Genomic DNA, 20,976 nt, shown 5'->3' with positions numbered 1-20,976 from the left:
AGGCTCGGGGAGCAGGTGGGGAATACTGGAAGCATGCAGCATCGCAAAGTAATTCTCCTTGGCTCCACCGGTTCCATCGGCACCCAGGCGCTGGACGTCGTCGGCCGGGCCACGCTCCCGGACGGCTCCCCGCGCTTCACCGTCACTGCCCTGAGTGCCGGTGGCGGCAACCTGGAACTGCTGGCCGAACAGGCCGTGCACCTTAGGGTCCTGGCGGTGGGAATTGCCGCGGACGACGCCGGCCCCCTCCGTGCGCTGCTTGCCTCCCGTGCCGCTGCGGCCGGGTTGGGGGAGTGGATGCCGGAAATACTCACCGGCCCCGGTGCCTCGACTGCCATCGCGGCCTGGGGTGCCGGCACGGCGGATGCCGCCGACGTGGTCCTCAATGGCATCACCGGCTCCATTGGCCTGGACCCCACGTTGGCGGCCCTGGGTACCACGGCCATCCTGGCGCTGGCCAACAAGGAGTCGCTCATCGTGGGCGGGCAGCTGGTCAAGGATGCTGCTTCCCCGGGGCAGCTGGTGCCCGTGGATTCCGAACATTCCGCCCTGGCCCAGGCCCTGCGCTCGGGCAGCGCAGGGGAGGTGGAGAAGCTCATTGTCACCGCGTCCGGCGGGCCGTTCCGCGGGCGGAGCCGTGCCGAGCTGGCGGAGGTCACCCCGGAGCAGGCCCTCAGGCACCCCACCTGGGACATGGGCCCCATGGTCACCACCAATTCCGCCACCTTGGTCAACAAGGGCCTGGAAGTTATTGAGGCGCACCTGCTCTTTGACGTGCCGCTGGACCGCATTGAAGCCGTGGTGCATCCGCAGTCCGTGGTCCACTCGATGGTGCAGTTCACCGACGGCTCCACACTGGCCCAGTGCTCGCCGCCGGACATGCGCCTGCCCATCGCCCTCGGTTTGGGCTGGCCCGAACGCGTTCCCGGCGCCGCGCAGGCATGCGACTGGACGAAGGCCGCCACCTGGACGTTTGAGCCGCTGGACAACGCCGCCTTCCCCGCGGTCGAACTGGCCAAGGATGCGGCGCGCCGCGGGGGCACCTGCCCGGCCGTCTACAACGCCGCGAATGAGGAAGCGGTGCATGCCTTTCATGCCGGGACCATAGCTTTCCTGGACATTGTGGACACCATTGCCCAGGTTCTCAGTGAACATACACCGGATTCGCAGCTGACGCTTCAGTCCGTGCTGGATGCTGAAACATGGGCACGGGCACGCGCCAACGAGCTGCTGGCCGCCAGGGGCTGAACTGGTTCGGGCGGACATCAGCTTGCGCGCCTAAGCTTGGTGGTGACGGTTAACTCAGAGCGGGAAAGTTCATTGTGACGGTATTGCTTTTCATTGGCGGCGTGCTCTTTGTCGCCATCGGCGTGGCCTTGTCCATTGCCCTGCACGAGGTGGGCCACCTGCTGCCCGCCAAGCTCTTCAAGGTGCGCGTCACCCGGTACATGATCGGCTTTGGGCCCACCGTGTGGTCCCGCACCAGGGGCGAGACGGAGTATGGCATCAAGGCCATCCCGGCCGGCGGTTATGTGGCCATGATCGGCATGTACCCGCCCAACCCCGTGGACGGCAGTGTCCGCCCCTCCAGCACGGGGCTGTTCCAGACCCTCGCCACCGAGGCCCGCAGCGCCGCCCATGAGGACGTTGGGCCCGAAGACGCCAACCGTGTGTTTTACAAGCTGCCCGTGTGGAAAAAGATTGTCATCATGCTGGGCGGGCCCACCATGAACCTGCTGATCGGCGTGGTGCTGATGGCGGTGCTGCTCATGGGTTTTGGCGCACCCCAGGCCACCACCACGGTGGCCGTGGTCAACGCCTGCCAGGTGGCCTACGGTGCCCCGGAACCGACCGACATGGCCACGTGCACCAAGACGCCGGCCGCGGCGGCCGGGCTGAAGCCGGGTGACACCATCAAGACCTTTGACGGCCGCGCCGTCACGGATTGGACCAGCCTGACGGACTGGATCCGCGCCTCCGCCGGCAAGGCCGTGGAGCTGAGCTACCAGAGGGGCGCGCAAACCATTTCCACCACCATCACGCCCGTGCTGACGGCCCGGCCAGTGCTGGATGCCAACGGCAACGCCAAGGTTGACGCCAGCGGCAAGGCAGTCACGGTCCAGGTGGGCTTCATCGGCATGGGCCCCACCTCCGCCATCGTGCCCCAGCCGGCGTCGGCCGTGCTGCCCGCCGTCGGCCGGAACATTGCCCGGGTGGGCGGCGTGGTGTTCCAGCTGCCGCAAAAGCTCGTGGCAGTGGGCCAGGCGGCCTTCAGCTCAGCCCCGCGCGACCCCAACGGCCCCATTTCCGTGGTCGGCGTGGGCCGGGTGGCCGGGGAGGTGGCCGCGATGGAGCAGGTGCCGCTCAGCTCCCGGGTGGCCACGCTCATTGGCCTGATGGCCGGGGTGAACCTGGCCCTGTTTGTCTTCAACCTCATCCCGCTGCTCCCGCTCGACGGCGGACATGTGCTGGGGGCCCTCTACGAAGGGGCGCGCCGCCAGCTTGCAAAGCTGTTCAAGCGCCGCGACCCCGGCCCCTTCGACATAGCCAGGATGCTGCCGGTGACCTACGTTGCCGCCGTGGTGCTCATGGCCATGGGGGCGCTGCTGATCTACGCCGACATCGTCAAGCCGGTCAATATTTTCGGCTGACGGTTGACGGCTGGCCACCGCCCCGCCCGGACGGGCGCGCCAAAAAAGTCCGTCAGAGCAGGTGGACATGGTCCGGCGTCAGCTCCGAGATTTTGCTGACGCCCAGCAGCGCCATGGTGCGGCGCATGTCCGTCTCGAGGATTTCCAGGGTGCGGTCCACGCCCGCCCGCCCGCCGGCCATGAGCCCGTACAGGTAGGCCCGGCCGACGAGTGTGAAGTCGGCACCCATGGCCAGCGCGGCAATGATGTCCGCGCCGCCCATGATGCCCGTGTCCAGGATGACGGCGGCATCGCTGCTGTCCGCAGCCAGGGCCGCCTTGACGTCGGGCAGGAGGTGGAAGGGAATGGGCGCCCTGTCCAGCTGGCGGCCGCCATGGTTGGAGAGGATGATGCCGTCGGCGCCGTGGTCCACCACCTTGCGGGCGTCCTCGACAGTCTGGATGCCCTTGACCACCAGCTTGCCCTTCCAGGTTTCGCGGAGCCAGTCCAGGTCCGCGTACGTCAAGGTCGGGTCAAACATGGAGTTGATCAGCTCCGCCACGGTGCCCGAATATCGCGAGAGTGAGGCGAAGGCCAGGGGTTCATGGGTCAGGAAGTTGAACCACCAGGCCGGACGGTAGGAGGCATCCAGCACCGTCTTGAGCGTCAGCGCGGGCGGGATCGTCATGCCGTTGCGGACGTCGCGCAGCCGCGCCCCGGCCACCGCGGTATCCACCGTGACCATGAGGGTGTCGTTTCCGGCCCTCGCAGCCCGCTCGATGAGTTCCATGGAGCGCTCGCGGTCGGTCCACAGGTACAGCTGGAACCAGTTGCGGCCGTGGGGTGCGGCCTTTGCCACGTCCTCGATGGACGCCGTGCCCATGGTCGAGAGCGTGTAGGGGATGCCTGCCGACTGGGCCGCCTGTGAGCCGGCGTACTCGCCCTCGGACTGCATCATGCGGGTGAAGCCTGTGGGGGCGATGCCCACGGGCAGCCGGGAGTCCTTGCCAAGGATGGGGGTGGTGAGGTCGATGGAGGAGACGTCGCGCAGGATCCCCGGGCGGAATTCGATGTCCAGGAACGCCCGGCGGGCGCGGCCCAGGGTGATTTCCGCTTCCGCAGCCCCGTCGGTGTAGTCGAACGGCGCCTTCGGTGTGCGGCGTTTGGCCATGGCGCGCAGTTCCCAGATGGTGTTTGCCCTGCGCAGCCGCGCGGCCTGGCCCAGCTCCGGTTTCTTGAACTGCATCAGGGGCGCCAGGTCGGAATACTTGGGGAAGCGGCGCCGGAGGGCGTCAGGCGCCTGCCGGGATCCGCTGCTGCCGTGATCGGTGGTCTGCGTCATTGCCTGCTCCAGGGTGTCAGTCGGGAATCTTGTGGTCCAACCACATGGTACGCCACCTCGCAGGCCTTCGGCAGTCAAATATGGTTGATTCTCAACTATCAACCGATTATGATTTATTCATGTTTGTCATGACGATTGATCAGCGCGGCAGCCGCACAGTGGGCGACCGCGTGCCGGAGCTCCTCGCCACCCTTCGCGGCATCAGGACAGTCCTGCCGTTTGAGCGGTCTGTGGGCGACGAGGTCCAGGGCCTGCTGGATTCCCCTGCGGAGGTGGTTGAGGCGGCCCTGCGCGCCCTCCGTGCGGGCGGCTGGTACGTCGGCATAGGGATCGGCAGCGTTGAGAGGCCCCTGCCCTCCAGCCCCCGCGAGGCCGCCGGACCGGCCCTGGTGCAGGCCCGGCTGGCGGTTGACCGGGCGAAGCGGACGGGGGAGCGGGTGGCCCTCGCCGTTGAGTACGACGGCGGTCCCGGCCTTCCGGGGGAGGGTGCGGCTGCCGCTTCAGCGGCTGAGGCGGTCCTGGTGCTGGTTGGCGACCTGGTCCGGCATCGGTCCGCAGCCGAATGGCGGGTCCTGGATGCGTTGACGGAGCCCGGCCCGCGGCGCCAGGTGGACGTTGCCCAGTCCCTGGGCGTCACGCCCCAGGCCGTGAGCCAGGCGATCCTGCGTTCCGGGCGGCAGGAGGAACAGCGCGGACGGGATGCCGCCGAACTGCTGCTCACGCTGGCCGGCCGTGCTGTGGACGGGGAACCCGTTCCACGTGTCAGTGGCCGCGGATAGGCTCAACGGTAAAGGGGAGGCGCAATGACAGCAGCGGCAATCATGGGTGGAGTGCCCGCCTGGGCCGTGGTGGGCTGGGTGGCCGCCGCGGTCGTCGTCGCCAGCCTGGGCGGCTGGCCCGTAACGGCGGGAATTCTGCGGCTGGCAAAGTCGCACACCGTCCGGGAGGCCGAAAGCCGCGAACGCGGCGATGCGCGGGACGCCGGCGTGCCGCGCCACAGGAACGAGCCTGCGCCGGCGGCTGAACCGGCGGCTGAACCGGCGGCCGAACCGGCGGCCTCCGGCGTTCTCCGCGGCGGCCTGTTGATCGGCGTGTTGGAGCGTGCCGCCGTCGTGCTTGCCATCCTGGCGGGACAGCCCGTGGCCATCGCCTATGTCGTGGCCATCAAGGGCCTGGGCCGCTATCCGGAGCTGAAGGGCACTCCGGGGGCCAGTGAGCGGTTCATTATCGGGACCCTGGCCTCGCTGCTGTGGGCATCCGCTGTGGCCACGCTGGCGAGATTGCTCCTGTTATAGGGTGAAGGCATGACTATCTTTGCCGTTGAATACGTTTATGGTGCCGAAGCGGAAGCTGCCCGGACCGAGCACCGGCCCAAGCACCGCGAATGGCTGGCCGCCCAGGCGGAGGCCGAAGTGGTGCTGGCCTCGGGGCCGTACGGGGACGGGGCCGGTGCGCTGCTGATCTTCCGGGCGGCCGATGAAGCCGCCCTGCACGAGGTCCTGAAACAAGATCCCATGAGCGTTGGCGGCGGCGTCACGGGCCTAAAGATTTCCGAATGGAAGCCTGTCATCGGCCAGCTCAGCAAATATATGTCCTAGGACTCACGCGGAGACGGACGGCGGGGAACACGCCTACAATTTAGAACAGATGGTGCGTGATTATCCCTGCGGCCCAGGGCCTGTGCCGCGCACGCACCGTTCCACCATTTTCAAGGAGCATATTTTGACCTCGGTCAGTCTCGGAATGCCGCCATTGCCACCCCCCGTTCTCGCACCGCGTCGCAAAACCCGGCAGATCAAGGTCGGCTCCGTCGGCGTCGGCTCCGACTTCCCCATCAGCGTCCAGTCGATGACCACCACCAAGACCACGGACATCAATGCCACGCTGCAGCAGATTGCCGAACTGACGGCGTCGGGCTGTGACATTGTGCGCGTGGCGTGCCCGTCGCAGGATGATGCCGAGGCGCTGCCCATCATCGCCAAAAAGTCGCAGATTCCCGTGATTGCGGACATCCACTTCCAGCCGAAATATGTGTTTGCGGCCATCGAAGCAGGCTGCGCGGCTGTCCGCGTCAACCCCGGCAACATCCGCAAGTTTGATGACCAGGTCAAGGAAATTGCGCAGGCCGCCAAGGACCACGGCACCTCCATCCGGATTGGCGTGAACGCCGGTTCGCTGGAGCCGGGCATCATGAAGAAGTACGGCAAGGCAACCCCGGAAGCCCTGGTTGAATCCGCCGTGTGGGAGGCGTCCCTCTTCGAGGAGCACGGTTTCCACGACTTCAAGATCTCCGTCAAGCACAATGACCCCGTGGTCATGGTTGCCGCCTACGAGATGCTCGCCGAACGCGGCGACTGGCCCCTGCACCTGGGTGTCACCGAGGCTGGCCCGTCTTTCCAGGGCACCATCAAGTCCGCCGTCGCCTTCGGCGCCCTGCTCTCCAAGGGCATTGGCGACACCATCCGCGTCTCCCTTTCCGCCCCGCCGGTGGAGGAGATCAAGGTGGGCGACCAAATCCTGCAGTCGCTGAACCTGCGCCCGCGCAAGCTTGAAATTGTCTCCTGCCCTTCCTGCGGCCGTGCTCAGGTGGACGTATACAAGCTGGCGGAGGAAGTCACCGCCGGGCTGGAGGGACTCACCGTCCCCCTGCGCGTGGCCGTCATGGGCTGCGTTGTGAACGGCCCCGGCGAAGCCCGTGAGGCAGATTTGGGCGTTGCCTCCGGCAATGGCAAGGGCCAGATCTTCGTCAAGGGCAAGGTCATCAAGACCGTGCCCGAGGACCAAATTGTTGAAACCCTGATCGAAGAAGCCATGAGAATCGCCGAAGAGATGGAGTCCGATGCCGACAATCCGCTCCCGGGTGGCCCCGTGGTTAGCATCGCGTAAGCCCGCCGCCAGCGGTCCGGTGCGCGCCCTGGTCCATGAGGACACCGACGCACTCCGGGCCTTGGTGGCGCGCGACCCCGTGGCGAACGTCTTTATCGATTCGCTGCTGACCCAGGGCCGCAGCGCCGTGCCCAGCCAGCCGGGGGCCGTGATTCTGGGCTTCTTTGACAATTTCGAGCACGACGGCGGCGAGCTGGCTGCCGCCTGCTGGGTCGGTTCCAATGTGGTCCCCGTCGAGATGACTGCTTCCCAGAGCGCGTATTTTGGCCGGTGGATTGCAGCCAACTGGCGGCCCCATGCCTCGATCTTTGGCCCCGCCGGGGCGGTGCTGGGCATGATGGCCGAGCTCTCCGCCGCAGGCATCACCGCCCACGAGGTCCGCCCCAGCCAGCCGCTGCTGGCCATCGAGGGCACCTCGCCGTTTCCGGCGAACCGGGCGCTGACGGTGAGCCGCAGCGGCCAGTTCGCCGAGGTGCTGGCCGCCGCCGCGGCCATGTTCGAGGAGGAAGTGGGCTATTCCCCCTTTCTGGGCGGCGAGGAAAACTACCGGCGGCGGGTGGCCTGGCTCATCAACCGCGGGCACTCCTTCAGCCACTGCACCTCCGGCGGCGAGGTCATCTTCAAGGCGGACCTTGGCGCCGTGACCATCCGGGCCACCCAGATCCAGGGAGTGTGGATGAACCCCCGGTTCAGGGGGCGCGGCCTGAGCAACGGCTACATGGCGGCCTCCGTGAACCTGGCCCAGGTCCTTGCCCCCGTGACCAGCCTGTACGTCAATGACTTCAATGCCCGCGCCCGGGCCGTCTACGCCAAAGTGGGATTTGAGCAAGTGGGGACTTTCGCCACCGTGCTGTTCTGAGCTCCCCTGCTTGTGCGCTAAGATTATGCAACTTGTTGCGCAAAGGAGTGCATGAATGTCTGCTGAACGGTACCCCCACCTTTTCGAGCCGCTGGACCTGGGCTTCACCATGCTCCCCAACCGGGTGGTGATGGGCTCCATGCACGTGGGGCTCGAGGAGCTCCCGGGCGGCTTTGCCCGCATGGCTGCCTTCTACGCGGAACGGGCGCGCGGCGGCGTGGGCCTCATGGTCACCGGCGGCATTTCACCCAACGACGCCGGCCGGCCCATGAAAGGCGGGGCCAAAATCAGCACACCCGAGGACGCCGAGCGGCACCGGGTGGTCACCGAAGCCGTCCACGCCGAGGGTGCAAAGATTGCGCTGCAGCTGCTGCACTTTGGCCGCTACGCCTCACATCAGGACCTGGTTGCCCCGAGCAGCGTGCAGGCCCCCATCAGCCCCCTCACCCCGCATCCGCTCACCGAGGATGAGGTGGAGTCCACCATTGAGGACTTTGCGGTGGCGGCCCGGTTGGCGCAGGGGGCAGGCTACGACGGCGTCGAAGTTATGGGTTCCGAGGGCTACCTGATCAACGAGTTCATCGCCGAACGCACCAACCGGCGCTCCGACAAATGGGGCGGGCCGTACCTGAACCGGATGCGCTTCCCCGTCGAAATTGTACGGCGCATCCGTGAACGCGTGGGGGAGGACTTCATCATCATCTACCGACTCTCCATGCTGGACCTGGTAGAGGGCGGCTCCACGGTGGAGGAGGTCATTGAGCTGGCGCAGGCCGTTGAAAAGGCCGGGGCCACGCTCATCAACACCGGCATCGGCTGGCATGAAGCCCGCATCCCCACCATCGCCACCTCCGTGCCCCGTGCGGGTTTCGCCTGGGTCACCAAAAGGGTCATGGGGCAGGTGGGCATCCCGTTGATCACCACCAACCGCATCAACACCCCCGAGGTTGCCGAGCAGGTCCTGGCCGAGGGCAATGCGGACATGGTGTCCATGGCGCGCCCGTTCCTGGCGGACCCCTTTTTCCTCCGCAAGGCCGGCCAGGGGCGCAGCGACGAAATCAACAGCTGCATTGCGTGCAACCAGGCTTGCCTTGACCACACTTTTGCCGGCAAGACGTCCTCCTGCCTGGTCAACCCGCGTGCCTGCCATGAAACGGAACTTGTCATTGAGCCGGCAACGCAACTCAAGAAGCTGGCCGTGGTTGGTGCGGGGCCGGCCGGGCTGGCCTTTGCCGTCACGGCCGCGGAGCGCGGGCACCGGGTGACCTTGTTTGAGGCCGCCGCGGAGATCGGCGGCCAATTCAACATTGCCAAACAGATCCCCGGCAAGGAGGAGTTTAGCGAGACCATCCGCTACTTTGGCCGCCAGCTCCAGCTCCGCGGCATCGAACTGCGCCTCAACACCGCTGCCACCGCGGATTCCCTGCTTGCAGGCGGCTTTGACGAGGTGGTGCTGGCCACCGGCGTCAGCCCGCGCACTCCCGAGATCGACGGCGTCGGGCATCACAGCGTCCTGAACTACCTTGACGTGCTGCGGGACAAGCAGCCTGTTGGCACCAACGTGGCCATCCTGGGCGCGGGCGGGATCGGCTTTGACGTGGCCGAATACATCACCGCACAGGGGACAAGTGCCGCCTTGGTGCCGGAGAAGTTTTACCGGGAGTGGGGCATCGATGCCGGCTACAGCGGCGCGGGCGGGCTGGCGGACGCCGTGCGGGAGAAACCGGACCGCCGCGTGGGCCTGTTCCAGCGCAAGGAGACCAAGGTGGGTGCCGGCCTGGGCAAGACCACCGGCTGGATCCACCGCACGGAGCTCAAGACCAGGGGGGTGCAAATGGTCCCGGGTGTCGAGTACCGCCGCATTGACGACGCCGGACTCCACGTGAGCGTCAACGGCACCGACACCGTGCTGGCCGTGGACACCGTGATCCTGTGCACGGGCCAGGAGCCGCGCCGCGAACTCCAGGCTGGGCTGGAAGCAGGCGGCGCCGTGGTGCACCTCATCGGCGGGGCGGACGTTGCCGCCGAGCTGGATGCCAAGCGCGCCATCGACCAGGGCACGCGCCTGGCCGCGCGGATCTAGGGGCCGGAATGTCGCTGCCGCACGCCATCCTGACGTCCCTGCTGGAAAGGCCCTGCACCGGTGCTGAACTGGCACGGCGCTTTGACAAGTCGATCGGCCACTTTTGGCAGGCCACGCACCAGCAGATTTACCGGGCGTTGGGGGCGCTGGAAGCCGGCGGGCTGATTGCCGCCCGGGACCAGGCGACGGCGCGGGGGAGCCAGCGGCATTATGACGTGCAGCCTGCCGGGCGCGCGGAGCTGGAACGCTGGACGGCCGTGGAGGCCCCGCCCCGTCCCATCCGGGACGAGCTACTGGTCCGGGTCCGGGCGGCCGCCGCCCTGGGCACGGTGGACATGGCCGCGGAAATCCGGCGCCAGCAGCGCCTGCACGCCACCGCGCTGCAGCGCTACCGGGACATTGAAGCCCGGGACTTTCCTGCAGATGGGGTGCCGGCCGGCCGCCAGCTTGAGCTCCAGCATGCCGTGCTGCGGGCGGGAATCCTGTTTGAGGAGGCGTGGCTTGCCTGGTGCGCCGAAACCCTCGCAACTGTGCGTCACTAAGTGCACAAAATGACGCTCGGAAAACGGTTTCCAATGCCGTATCTGACTCACAGTTGGGGGGTGGGTTAGCGGCTGGCCTGTTCCTGTTCGGCGGCCTGCGCCTTGATGGTCCGTGCCGTCTCTCCCAGCATGGCGGCTGCCTTGGCTATGACAGGGGCGTAGGAGGACTGCCAGGCGTGCCGGAACACGAAGGCGTCCGGGCCTTCCCAGCGCAGATTGTTGGTGATCCGGGCGCCCAGCTCGCTCCGCAAGGCCAGCAGCCGGTCGTGGGCCTGGTCCAGTTCGTGGGCAAAGCGTCGCATGTCCTCGGGGTCTGCGCCCTGTAGGCCGGTCGTCATTCGCGCTCCCACGATTGGAGTTGATCGTCAGAGTCCAGACTAGGTGCCGGGGCCGGGCTGCGGCGATGGGCAGAGCTACCCATCACCGGGGCTGCATGGGCCGCAGCTTCCGTCCCGCCACCCGGGGCAGCCGGAAAGCCAAGCGGGCCTGTCAGGTAGTTTTGCAGCACGGGAGCCACCAACGCCACCAGCTCGTCGTGCCCGGCGGACGCGAGCGGCTCCACCCGCAGCAGGTACCTGGCCACCATCAGCCCGATCATCTGGCTGGCCAGCAGAGCCCCGCGACGGTCCAGCTCCTCCTGGCTGCCTGGAAGCCCCGCCAGGGCGCGCGTGAGGATGCGCTTGAACAGGACCTGGCGGATCAGCGAACCCTGGGCCTTGGACCCTGCCACGTTGCGCAGGAGGGCAAGCAGGGCCGGCTGCGCGCCGGAGTCCCAGAGGGCAAGCAGCGCGCGGAGCAGCGCCTCGCCCCGGATGTCGGCCGGAGTTTCGCTTACGGCCCCCAGCACCTGGGCCGGATCGGCGGGCAGCTCCACGCAGGCGTTGAACAGTTCTTCCTTGCTGGCAAACCAGTGGTGCACCATGGCCGCATCCACGCCCGCGTCCCTGGCGATTTCCCGCAGGCTCGTGGCGGCGTAACCGTGTTCGGCAAAGAGCTTCCGGGCACTGGCCAGGATGAGCCTGCGGGACGTGGAACGCCCCTGCCGGCGGCCCCGCGCCGGTCCGCCGTGCGCGCCCTGGCCGTTCATGGTCCTAGGCCGTCCGGCGCCGCAGGGTCAGCGATGCCAGCAGCAGCACCACCACCACGATGGCGGCGACCACCACCAGGTCCGTGACCATGGCCGAGGTGGCATCGGCGTGCTGGGCAATCTGCTGGAGGGCGTCCACCGAAAACGTCAGCGGGAGCACATTGGAGATGGCCTCAAGGACCGAATTCATCTGGTCCCGCGCCACGAACAGCCCGCACAGCAGGATTTGCGGGACCACCACCACCGGCATGAACTGCACCGCCTGGAACTCCGTGGTGGCAAACGCTGAGCACAGCAGGCCCAGCGCCACACCCAGCACGGAATTGACCACTGCCACCAGCACCACCAGGCCGGCGTTGCCCTGGATGTTCATGCCGAACACCCAGTACGCAACGCCCGTGGCGGCCAGGGACTGCAGGGCAGCCATGAGGGAGAACGCGAGGGCGTAGCCAAACAGGAGGTCGCCCTTGTGGATGGGTGTGGTGAGCAAGCGTTCCAGGGTGCCGGAGGTGCGCTCCCGGAGCATGGTGATGGAAGTGACCAGGAACATCACCACAAACGGGAAGATGACCAGCATCATCAGGCCAACGCGGTCAAAGGTGCGCGGCACCCCGGGCGGCAGCTTTTCATTTTGGTACAGCCAATACACCACGGCCAGCAGCACGGAGGGCACCACCAGGATCAAGGCAATGCTGCGTGGATCGGCCCTGAGCTGCTGGAGCACCCTCACATTCGTCGCCCACATCATGCGCCAGTTCATCGTGCCCCTCCCAAGGCTTGTGCCCGCATGGCCCCTGGTGTGTGTTCCTGGGCCAGTTCATCCGCCTGGATCAGGTGAAGGAACGCCAGCTCCAGGTCATCGGTCCCTCCGCGCCGGCGCAATTCGGCCGGGGTCAGCTGTGCCAGCAGCCGCGCCTCGCGCAACAGCAGCAGCGAGTCGCAGTGCCCAGCCTCCTCCATGACGTGGCTTGAGATCACCAACGTTGTCCCGGCCTTCGCCATGTCCGCAAACTGTGACCACAAGTCCGCCCGGAGCACAGGGTCAAGCCCTACGGTGGGTTCATCCAGAAAGAGCAGCTGCGGCTTCGCCACCAGTGCGCATGCAAGCGAGACGCGGCTGAACTGCCCGCCCGAAAGATCCGCGGCCCTGCGTTTGAGCAGGTCCCCGAGTCCGACGGCGGTCGCGGCCTCAAGCGCATCCGCCCGGTTGCGTCCGTGCATCGCCCCGAAATACCGGATGTTGTCCAGGACGGTGAGGTCCCGGTAGACGCTGGCCGCCTGGGTGACGTAGCCGACGTCGTTCCTCAGGAGTGCGTCCCCGGCCGGCCGGCCCAGCACGCTGACCTGGCCGGCTGTGATTTTCTGAACGCCGACCAGGGCCCTGATCAGCGTGGTCTTCCCGCTGCCGGAGGGGCCCAGCAGGCCGGTGATGCGCCCGGCGGGGATGGCGAAGCTGAGGTCCGCCAGGACATCCGTGCTGCCGCGGTGCACCGTCAGGTTTTCCACCGTGACACTGGCGGGGCCGGTTCCCGGCGTTCCGCCGGACGCGGCCGCCGGAACCGGCGCGTGCAGCACGGCGCCCGGGTTTGGAAGTTCTGCCCTGTGTGACATTGGCCCTCCAGCCCTTCGTAATTCATCACGTGATGAATTAAAAGTAGACGGCGGATGGGCGCTTGTCCAGTGCCCCGGTTGGGGCGGGTGCGGGCGCCGCCCGGGCATGGCCTGAACGAAGTTAACGGCAAGTTCCCAGCCAAGACCATTGAACTGTCCAGTACGGGTGGCATAGTTTGGCATAGGCGGCGCCGCCAAGGCGCGGCTTCCACCCGGTGGAGCTCGTAAACATAACGGAAGGACACATGCGATGGCTGTTTCTGTTGATTTGGCGAAGGCACTTGACAAGGATTTTGAGGACAAGTCACTGAAGGAAATCCTCGATGCCTCGCCGGCCGCGCTGGCGGGCATCACCGATGCCAAGGCTGCTGCATTGAAGGAGCAGCTGGGCATCAAGACCATCCGTGAGCTCGGCAGCAACAAGTATTTTGCCGTTGCGGGCGTCTTGGTGGCCCTTGAAGGCAAGGCCGGCTAGGCCACATCGATTCCACGGGCGGCACACCTGCCGCGGCGCATCGCCGCGGCAGGTGTGCCGCTCTTTTGCGTGAACCGGTAGATTAGTACTGGCCCGCCAATCGCCGGCGGGCGCCAAACTGCTCAAGAAACGGAAAATACGCGTGGCTCTTCGCCTTTCCACCCTCTTCCTTCGCACCCTCCGTGAGGACCCCGTCGACGCCGAGGTCGACAGCCACAAGCTGCTGCTGCGCGCCGGCTACATCCGCCGTGCGGCGCCCGGCATCTACACGTGGCTGCCGCTGGGCCTGCGCGTGCTGCGCAAGGTGGAGGCCATTGTGCGCGAAGAGATGGATGGGATCGGCGCCCAGGAAGTCCACTTCCCGGCACTGCTGCCCAAGGAGCCCTACGAGGTGACCAACCGCTGGCTGGAATACGGCGACGGCATCTTCCGCCTGCAGGACCGCAAGGGCGCCGACTACCTGCTGGCCCCCACGCACGAGGAAATGTTCACGCTGCTGGTCAAGGACCTGTACTCGTCCTACAAGGACCTGCCGCTGTCCATCTACCAGATCCAGAACAAGTACCGCGACGAGGCCCGCCCCCGTGCCGGACTGCTGCGCGGGCGCGAGTTCATCATGAAGGACTCCTACTCCTTCGACATTGACGACGCCGGCCTGGACGCCAGCTACATGGCCCACCGCGGCGCCTACCTGCGCATCTTTGCACGCCTGGGGCTGGAGGTCATCCCGGTTGCGGCCACGGCAGGGGCCATGGGCGGCTCCCGCAGCGAAGAGTTCCTGCACCCCGTGGCGATCGGCGAGGACACCTTTGTCCGCTCCGCAGGAGGCTACGCAGCGAACGTCGAAGCCGTCACCACGGTAGTGCCGGACGACATTGATTTCAGCAACGCCCCCGCCGCCGACGTCCGTGACACCCCCGAAACCCCCACCATCGACACGCTCGTGGCCGCCGCCAATTCCATGGTGCCGCGCGACGGCGGCGAATGGACGGCGGCAGACACCCTCAAGAACGTGGTCCTGGCCATCGACCTGCCCACGGGCGTCCGCCAGGTAGTGGTCATCGGCGTCCCCGGGGACCGCGCGGTGGACCTCAAGCGCATCGAGGCAAACATTGGCGCACACCTTGGCGTGGGCGGCGAAGTGGGCGTCGAGGCTGCCGGTGAGGAAGACCTCAAAAAGCACCCCGGCCTTGTCAAGGGGTACATCGGCCCGGGCCTTTCCCTGGACGCGCCGGTGCTGGGCAGCGAATCCTCCACCAAGCTGCCGTACCTTGTGGATCCCCGCATTGTCTCCGGCACCAGCTGGATCACGGGGGCCAATGAAGCCGGGAAGCACGTGTTTGGCCTGGTCGCCGGGCGCGACTTCAGCTGGGACGGCACCATTGAGGCAGTGGAAGTGCGCGAGGGCGATCCCGCGCCTGACGGTTCCGGCCCCCTCGAAGCTGCCCGCGGCATCGAAATGGGCCACATCTTTGCCCTGGGCCGCAAGTACAGCGAGGCCCTGGACCTGAAGGTGCTGGATCAAAACGGGAAGCTGGCCGTGGTCACCATGGGCTCCTACGGCATTGGCGTCACCCGCGCCGTCGCCGCCCTGGCCGAGTCCAACCACGACGACAAGGGCCTCATCTGGCCGGCGAACGTGGCCCCCGCCAACGTCCACGTCGTCGCCGTCGGCCGCGGCACCGAGATCTTCGAGGCCGCCGAGCAGCTCACCGCCGAACTGGAGGCCGCGGGACTGGAAGTCATCTACGACGACCGTCCCAAGGTTTCCCCCGGCGTCAAGTTCGGCGACGCCGAGCTCCTGGGCGTCCCCACCATCCTGGCCGTTGGCCGCGGGCTCGTGGACGGCGTGGTTGAGATCAAGGACCGCGCCACCGGCGTTGCCGAGAATGTCCCAGTGGCCGACGCCGTCAAGTACATCCTCGATAAGCAGTAGCCCCCGCGCAGCCCCGCTGGTCGAGCCCGTGCCCCGGTGGTCGAGCAGCGAGCTCTGCGAGCGCGTCGAGACCGTGCGTGGCGTGGCTGGCTTCGGCGCAGGCCCGGCATTTTTCCGGCGACTATCCGACACCACGGCCGCTGGCGGCCTTAGGTGTCTCCTTTACGTCGCCTACAAAAAATACCGGCTCCTGCGCCTGGTGGGCACGTCACCGCAGCCCCTTGCCGCGCGCTGCGCGCGGCAAGGGGCGGCACCTGTGGCACTAGGCTGCGGAGCCGGCGTTTTTGTAGCCCGGCGTAAAGGAGACGGAGGCCGCCCGCGGCCGATCGTCGGGGCCCACGAGCGCGAGGGACCCGCGGCGAGCTTGCGAGCAGTGGGAGCGCTTGGGGAATAGCCGGGCGGAAAACGCCGGGCCGAAGCCGGACCCAACCACTCGGGGGCCACGCGCGGGACCGACGGGGGCCACGCTCGGGGCCACGCGCGGGACAGCCAACGACGAATGGGAAGACATGATTTCCGGTTTTGAGGACATCACCACTGCCACGATCCTGCTGATCCTTGTTGCCGGGTTCGCGGCCGGCTGGATTGACGCCGTCGTGGGCGGGGGAGGGCTGCTGCAGCTGCCGGTGCTGTTGATGATTCCGGGGATTACGCCGGTGCAGGCACTGGCAACGAACAAGATGGGGTCCATCTTTGGCACGTCCACCAGTGCCATCACCTATTATCGGCGCGTGAAGCCGGACCTGCGCACGGCCCTGCCGATGGCCGCGGTGGCACTGGTGGGCAGCGTGTGCGGGGCGGTGGTGGCGGCCAGCCTGCCAGGGTCGGTGTTCAAGCCCATCATCGTGGCCGCACTGGTCGCCGTGCTGGCATTCACGGCGTTCAAGCCAAACATCGGCGAAACCACCGCCCTGCGCCATTCCGGCCGTACCCATTACGTTGTCGCTGCCTGCATTGGCGGCGTGATCGGATTTTATGACGGCCTGATCGGCCCTGGCACGGGTTCGTTTCTGGTGATCGCGCTGGTCAGCCTCATGGGCTACGCCTTCCTGGAGGCAAGTGCCAAGGCGAAAATCGTCAACCTGGCCACCAACGCCGGCGCGCTCATGTTCTTCCTGCCGCACGGCTCACTGTTGTGGGGCGTGGGCCTGGTCCTTGGGGCGGCCAACATGGCGGGCGGCTATCTGGGGGCGCGCACGGCGGTGAAGCAGGGCAACAAGTTCATCCGGATCGTCTTCCTTGCCGTGGTGACGGTCTTGATTGTCAAGCTGGGCGTTGACGTCTGGAATGAAAACGGCGCGGGGGCCTGGTGGGCGGCAAATATCGCCAGGTAGTGCTTTCGGCCCGGCCCCGCAAGGCCTAGTCCAGCATCTTCAAGTCGCGGGCTGCCGGGAGCCCTGGCATCGGCCTGCCTGCCATGGTGCTGGCCACCCAGAGGGAGCGCTGGGCGTCACCCTGGTGCCCGGCGCCCTCCAGGTACCACAGGGCGTTTTCCACCTCCCGGACCACGGCCCATTCGGCAGCAATCCCGGCGTCGAGTCCTGCCGCTGCAGCCAGTTGGGAGGCTCGACGCCGGAGCGCGGCTTCGGCGTTCCGCACAGGCAGCTCTCGGAGCCGGTTCCACAGGCACGGTGCCACGGCGAATTCGGCGTCGCCGAGCTGGGCCTGCGGGTCAATGGCCACGAAACCGGAGCCGTCCACGGTGGCCAGGATGTTCAGGTAATGCAGGTCCGTGTGGACCAGGACGTCATGGGCGCGGCGGCGTGAAACCGCCCCTCGGGTCTGGCACACTTCCAGTGCAGCCTCCAGCAGCCAGCGGGGGAAAGGCCGGTTGAGGTGTTCCCAGCGTTCCGGCAGTTCGTCCGAGTAGCGTTCAGCCAAGGCTGCGACATGGGGAATGTCAACCCATTCCCGGCGGCTGTCCGGCTCGATGGAAAGTTGCCTGACCAGCCCGCCCCACACCTCCACGGCCTCTTCCATGGGGACATCGATGAGGGACTTCACGGCATCGAGGCGGGCGATCAGCATGGAGCAGCTGCCGGCGTCGTCGGCCAGGAGCCTGACGGTGCCGCGGCCGTCCCACAGGCGCAGGGCTGGAGCCTCGAGCCGCGACTCGTCATACGGAAACGCAATTTTCAGGGCCGCCGCTGCCCCGTCCGGCAGGCGCACAGGGACGACAATGGCTGTGTGGCCATGCCATGCCTGGACCCCCCGGGGCAGGTCAACGGCAAGCCCCCAGCGCGCCAATGCGCCCTCCATCAGCGTGGGGAGGGCGGCCAGCCACTCACGGCCAGCCGGCGTCCGGCCGAAACGCGCCTGCAGGGCGTCGGGGATGTCAACGGTGGCGGCCATGGCACCCAGCCTATCGTCAGCCGACCAATCCGCTCGCGCCGAGCAGGTGGCCAATGGCAAACGTGGCAGCCAGGGCCAGGGCCCCGCCCAGGACCACCCGGGAGGCGGCGCGCAGCCGCGATCCGCCACCAATAGTCGCACCGATCCAGCCCGTGATGCCCAGGGCTGCCAGGACCACGGCGAAGGTGACAGGCACCCGGACCGCATCCGGCGGGAGGAGGATGGCCAGCATGGGCAAGATGGCACCCAGCGTAAAGGCCACGGCGGAAGCGAAGGCGGCGTGCCAGGGGCTGACGACGTCGTCCTCGTCCAGGTTTAGCTCGGCCGCCAGGTGTGAGCCCAAAGCATCAAAATCCGTGAGCTCATCCGCCACCCGCGCCGCCGTGGAGGGGCTGAGCCCCTTGTCCTCATACAGCCGGGCCAAGTTTGCCCGGTTCTCCTCGGGACGCAGTTCCAAGTCGCGGCGCTTTTCGGCAATCATGTGCTTTTGGCTGTCGCTCTGACTGCTGACGGAGACGTATTCGCCCAGGGCCATGGAAATCGCACCGCCCACCAGCGCGGCCATGCCGGCCGTCAGGATGGGGCCTGCGCTGCCGGTGGCTCCGGCAACCCCAACCACGACGGCGGCAACAGAGACAATTCCGTCATTGGCGCCCAAAACACCAGCCCGGAGCCAGTTGAGACGCTGTGCAATCTCGCCGGTGTGCACAGGCTCCCGGGGGGCTTGAAGATCAACTGCTCGCTTCATGCTTATAGCAAAGCACTCGCGTGATTTGGCCGCCAGCAAGGTGAGGATGTCCTCGCTGAGGGAAGGCTCACCTGCCCTTAGGGCCGCGCCGGGGCGGAGGGGAATGCCGAGGCAGTTGCGGAATCGGAGGCGGTGCTGGAAGCGCCGCCGGGGGCGCTGCCGGAAGCGCCACTGGACGGAGCCGCCGTGGCGGTGGCTGTGGGTGTGACGGCGATGCCGGGGAGCGGAGATGCATTGCCGCCCCATGCCTGCGCAGTGAGGGACGACTCCAGCAGCCAGGAAACCGCCATGGCCCTGGCCGATGCAGGCGTGCCGCCATCGGGGCCGGAGGCTGATCCGGAGGCTGATCCGGAGGCTGATCCGGCAGCCGTGGCGGCGTCCGTTGCCCGGGCAGCGCCCGTGGAAGGCTGCGAGGAAGCGAAACTGCCGGCCGGCGTCGTGCTTGGGCTGCTCAGGGCTGCCAGGTCTCCGTAGGCTGCAGCCAATTGTTGTTCCAGCTGCGCAAGGGCCTGCTCCGGTTGGGCCGTGAAACGGGGGTCGAGGACAAAGCCGGGGGCGCCGGCAACAATGGGCAGGCAACTGACCGCCAGCTGGGCGTTGAGCAGCTCAAGTCGCTGGCTGTGGACGGCGAGGATCGCAAGGGCCTGGGTGTGTGCTTGCCCGACGAGCCGGGAACCGGCCACTTGGTAGGCGTAGACGGCCTTTTGCTCGCTTTGGGCGGCGCTGGTCAGCGCGTTGTCTGCGTTGGCCCCGGGTGACGGCGTCAGTGTGGCCTGGCAGGCCGGCCCCGTCGCGGCGTCAAAGCGGCTGTTTGCCGGCAGGGCCGGGGAGTCCGGGACGGGAAGGCCGTTTTCCCGCGCGATGGTCCTGGCCTGCAGCAGCTGGCCGGTGCCCGCCGACGCGAAGACCCGGCCCATGGCCCCCTCGGCCGTCAGCGCATGCTCCAGGAGCGTGTTGGCGCTTGCCGCGAGGGCGCGGTTAAAATCTGCCAGCGTGGGGCGCGGACCGGTTGTGGCGGTGGATTTGGGCTGCGCGCTGGCCGTGGGAATGCCGTCGGAGAGGGCTGCGGACTGGATTTGCAGCGCAGACACCACGCCAGCCGGCAGGGTCGCGGTGGATGCACCGGACGCCGGGCCCGCCAGGGCGGTGGCCTGCGCCAGCAGGGATTCGGTGGCCTCCCAGGCCTGGGACCGGTTCGACTCGGTGGCCGAGGCCTTGGCGGAACCAGCCCCGTTGCCTGTGACCACCGTTCCCATGGCCACGACAACCGCAGCAATCACCAGAAACAGCAGCACGCCGCGCAGCAGCGACCAGCCGCGTTTGCGGTGCCTGCGTCCAGGATGGCCGGACGACCGCCCCGAAGTGTCCGCGCCGGCAGGGAGAGCAGGGGCGACCCCTGGGGCCGCAGCCGCGCCCGGCCAGGCAGGCTGGTCCGCTTGGGGCTCTCCGGCCAGAGGCTCGACGCCGTCCGGCCGGCCCTGTTCGGCAATCCGCCGCTCCCGCCGGGAAAGGGGTGCCGCGACTGGGTCACCGGCGTCGGGTTCGGTGGGCTCGGAGGTGGTGGGGTCGGAGTCGGTTTCTAGTTCGGATTTGGTGTCAGTGCTGGAAGCGGCGCCAGTGGCGGAACCGGTGTCTAGCCCGGAGCCGGCGTTGGGTTCGGTGACTTCCGCGAGGGTGGATTCGGGCACTGGGTCGACGCCCCCGTCGCCAACAGTGAGAGATTCTGCGGCGCTGTCCCCGGATGTGCCCTTCGAATCGGAAGCCGCATCCCCGTTTGGTGCGTCCGGCTCTGCATTGACACCTGGTGCCGCCGCATCGCCATCCGCGTCGTTACGTGAACTTGTTGCCGCAGTGACAGTAGGTGCTGCGGAGGCCGGCACAATTTCCGGCTCGGCCCGGTCGGCTCCCTCCGCATCGGTGGGGCTGTCGCCGCCCGGTTGGGCCACGTCGCCATCGTCGTTGTTGGCCTCAGGATCGTCGTCGGCCACGGTTTCGGCCGCGGCCTCGGCTTCCGCTTCAACCCCGGCCTCGGCTTCCGGTTCGGCTCCCGGTTCGGCGTCGGCCGCAGTTTCGGTCTCGCCCTCGGCTTCATCCCCGGAGTCGGCGACGGTTTCTGCTTCGCCCCCGGCATTGTCGACGCCCCCATCGGCCAAGGCAGGAGCCGCGCTGGAAGGCTGGGGGCCGCCGTCGTTCTTCAGCGGAAGCTGCACTTCAGTGTGCGTGGCGGATGCTTCGGGCAGCGGTGCCGCGTCCGTGCCAACTGTGAGGAGGGCCGGCTGCCCGCTCGAAATCCGGGGAGGCCCGGCGGGGGCGGTGGCCCGGCGGGGGCCGCGCCGGGGCTTGGGCGCGGGCGTGCCGGGGGTCGGCTGGCCGCTGGCGGAAGCGCCCGTATGCTGGTCGGACGAGGAACGGGAATTGGTCACAA

At 67.5% G+C, this 20,976-nt stretch carries 20 protein-coding genes; 12 read left to right on the top strand and 8 right to left on the bottom strand.

Annotated elements, in window-relative coordinates; genetic code table 11:
- Window positions 1–33 precede the first annotated feature (33 nt).
- Window positions 34–1,248 (top strand): 1-deoxy-D-xylulose-5-phosphate reductoisomerase, encoded by a 1,215-nt coding sequence (gene dxr / locus G6N77_RS00530; RefSeq protein WP_165180048.1) that lies wholly within the window; start codon window positions 34–36, stop codon window positions 1,246–1,248.
- Between the two features lie 71 nt (window positions 1,249–1,319).
- Window positions 1,320–2,651 (top strand): M50 family metallopeptidase, encoded by a 1,332-nt coding sequence (locus tag G6N77_RS00525; RefSeq protein ID WP_165180210.1) that lies wholly within the window; start codon window positions 1,320–1,322, stop codon window positions 2,649–2,651.
- A gap of 52 nt (window positions 2,652–2,703) precedes the next feature.
- Here the strand turns inward: G6N77_RS00525 and G6N77_RS00520 are convergent, their stop codons facing one another.
- On the bottom strand, window positions 2,704–3,972 hold the full coding sequence (locus tag G6N77_RS00520; RefSeq protein WP_165180047.1) for an alpha-hydroxy acid oxidase: 1,269 nt from the start codon (window positions 3,970–3,972) through the stop codon (window positions 2,704–2,706).
- Window positions 3,973–4,091: 119 nt separating this feature from the next.
- On the opposite strand from G6N77_RS00520, the gene G6N77_RS00515 reads away from it, so the two are divergent.
- From G6N77_RS00515 to G6N77_RS00485, 7 genes are all read left to right on the top strand, one after another.
- Entirely contained in the window at window positions 4,092–4,751 is a 660-nt protein-coding gene (locus G6N77_RS00515; protein ID WP_165180046.1) for a MarR family transcriptional regulator, read from the top strand.
- A 24-nt stretch (window positions 4,752–4,775) separates the two neighbouring features.
- A complete protein-coding gene (locus G6N77_RS00510; RefSeq protein WP_240901559.1) occupies window positions 4,776–5,267 on the top strand; it encodes a hypothetical protein in 492 nt (163 codons plus the stop codon).
- 9 nt (window positions 5,268–5,276) lie between these two features.
- Window positions 5,277–5,570, top strand: a complete 294-nt coding sequence (locus G6N77_RS00505) for a YciI family protein (protein WP_165180045.1) — start codon at window positions 5,277–5,279, stop codon at window positions 5,568–5,570.
- Between the two features lie 124 nt (window positions 5,571–5,694).
- Window positions 5,695–6,858: a flavodoxin-dependent (E)-4-hydroxy-3-methylbut-2-enyl-diphosphate synthase gene (ispG, locus tag G6N77_RS00500; protein ID WP_165180044.1), complete on the top strand. Its 1,164-nt coding sequence runs from the start codon at window positions 5,695–5,697 to the stop codon at window positions 6,856–6,858.
- Window positions 6,812–7,717 (top strand): GNAT family N-acetyltransferase, encoded by a 906-nt coding sequence (locus tag G6N77_RS00495; RefSeq protein WP_205677858.1) that lies wholly within the window; start codon window positions 6,812–6,814, stop codon window positions 7,715–7,717. Before ispG ends, G6N77_RS00495 begins: the two co-directional genes overlap by 47 nt.
- A gap of 55 nt (window positions 7,718–7,772) precedes the next feature.
- A complete protein-coding gene (locus G6N77_RS00490; RefSeq protein WP_165180043.1) occupies window positions 7,773–9,800 on the top strand; it encodes an oxidoreductase in 2,028 nt (675 codons plus the stop codon).
- A gap of 8 nt (window positions 9,801–9,808) precedes the next feature.
- Window positions 9,809–10,342 (top strand): PadR family transcriptional regulator, encoded by a 534-nt coding sequence (locus G6N77_RS00485; protein ID WP_165180042.1) that lies wholly within the window; start codon window positions 9,809–9,811, stop codon window positions 10,340–10,342.
- Window positions 10,343–10,407: 65 nt separating this feature from the next.
- Here the strand turns inward: G6N77_RS00485 and G6N77_RS00480 are convergent, their stop codons facing one another.
- Genes G6N77_RS00480 through G6N77_RS00465 form a run of 4 tightly spaced genes read right to left on the bottom strand, consistent with a single transcriptional unit; the run spans window position 10,408 to window position 13,040 of the window.
- Window positions 10,408–10,680, bottom strand: coding sequence for a hypothetical protein (locus G6N77_RS00480; protein ID WP_165180041.1), 273 nt, complete (start codon window positions 10,678–10,680; stop codon window positions 10,408–10,410).
- On the bottom strand, window positions 10,677–11,429 hold the full coding sequence (locus G6N77_RS00475) for a TetR/AcrR family transcriptional regulator (protein WP_165180040.1): 753 nt from the start codon (window positions 11,427–11,429) through the stop codon (window positions 10,677–10,679). Before G6N77_RS00475 ends, G6N77_RS00480 begins: the two co-directional genes overlap by 4 nt.
- 4 nt (window positions 11,430–11,433) lie before the next feature.
- A complete protein-coding gene (locus G6N77_RS00470) occupies window positions 11,434–12,189 on the bottom strand; it encodes an ABC transporter permease (RefSeq protein ID WP_240901558.1) in 756 nt (251 codons plus the stop codon).
- The gene (locus tag G6N77_RS00465) at window positions 12,186–13,040 is read right to left on the bottom strand and encodes an ABC transporter ATP-binding protein (RefSeq protein WP_165180039.1); all 855 of its coding nucleotides are present in this window, start codon (window positions 13,038–13,040) and stop codon (window positions 12,186–12,188) included. Before G6N77_RS00465 ends, G6N77_RS00470 begins: the two co-directional genes overlap by 4 nt.
- A 250-nt stretch (window positions 13,041–13,290) precedes the next feature.
- Between G6N77_RS00465 and G6N77_RS00460 the strand changes: the two genes are divergently transcribed.
- The 3 genes from G6N77_RS00460 to G6N77_RS00450 all read left to right on the top strand — a co-directional run bounded on the left by G6N77_RS00460 (window position 13,291) and on the right by G6N77_RS00450 (window position 16,785).
- A complete protein-coding gene (locus G6N77_RS00460; RefSeq protein ID WP_165180038.1) occupies window positions 13,291–13,515 on the top strand; it encodes a hypothetical protein in 225 nt (74 codons plus the stop codon).
- 142 nt (window positions 13,516–13,657) lie between these two features.
- On the top strand, window positions 13,658–15,451 hold the full coding sequence (locus G6N77_RS00455; protein WP_165180037.1) for a proline--tRNA ligase: 1,794 nt from the start codon (window positions 13,658–13,660) through the stop codon (window positions 15,449–15,451).
- Window positions 15,452–15,960: 509 nt separating this feature from the next.
- The gene (locus G6N77_RS00450; RefSeq protein ID WP_165180036.1) at window positions 15,961–16,785 is read left to right on the top strand and encodes a sulfite exporter TauE/SafE family protein; all 825 of its coding nucleotides are present in this window, start codon (window positions 15,961–15,963) and stop codon (window positions 16,783–16,785) included.
- 25 nt (window positions 16,786–16,810) lie between these two features.
- Here G6N77_RS00450 and G6N77_RS00445 read toward each other — a convergent pair whose 3' ends face one another.
- The 3 genes from G6N77_RS00445 to G6N77_RS20240 all read right to left on the bottom strand — a co-directional run bounded on the left by G6N77_RS00445 (window position 16,811) and on the right by G6N77_RS20240 (window position 20,974).
- Window positions 16,811–17,803, bottom strand: a complete 993-nt coding sequence (locus G6N77_RS00445) for an aminoglycoside phosphotransferase family protein (protein ID WP_165180035.1) — start codon at window positions 17,801–17,803, stop codon at window positions 16,811–16,813.
- 16 nt (window positions 17,804–17,819) lie between these two features.
- Window positions 17,820–18,551 carry a VIT1/CCC1 transporter family protein gene (locus G6N77_RS00440; protein WP_165180034.1) on the bottom strand — a complete coding sequence of 244 codons (732 nt, stop codon included), beginning with the start codon at window positions 18,549–18,551 and terminating at the stop codon, window positions 17,820–17,822.
- A 77-nt stretch (window positions 18,552–18,628) separates the two neighbouring features.
- Entirely contained in the window at window positions 18,629–20,974 is a 2,346-nt protein-coding gene (locus G6N77_RS20240) for a DUF4439 domain-containing protein (RefSeq protein ID WP_165180033.1), read from the bottom strand.
- Window positions 20,975–20,976: the final 2 nt, after the last annotated feature.

The organism is Arthrobacter silviterrae (assembly GCF_011045165.1).
GTDB lineage: Bacteria > Actinomycetota > Actinomycetes > Actinomycetales > Micrococcaceae > Specibacter > Specibacter silviterrae.
This window is presented reverse-complemented; position numbering and strand designations above follow the sequence as displayed.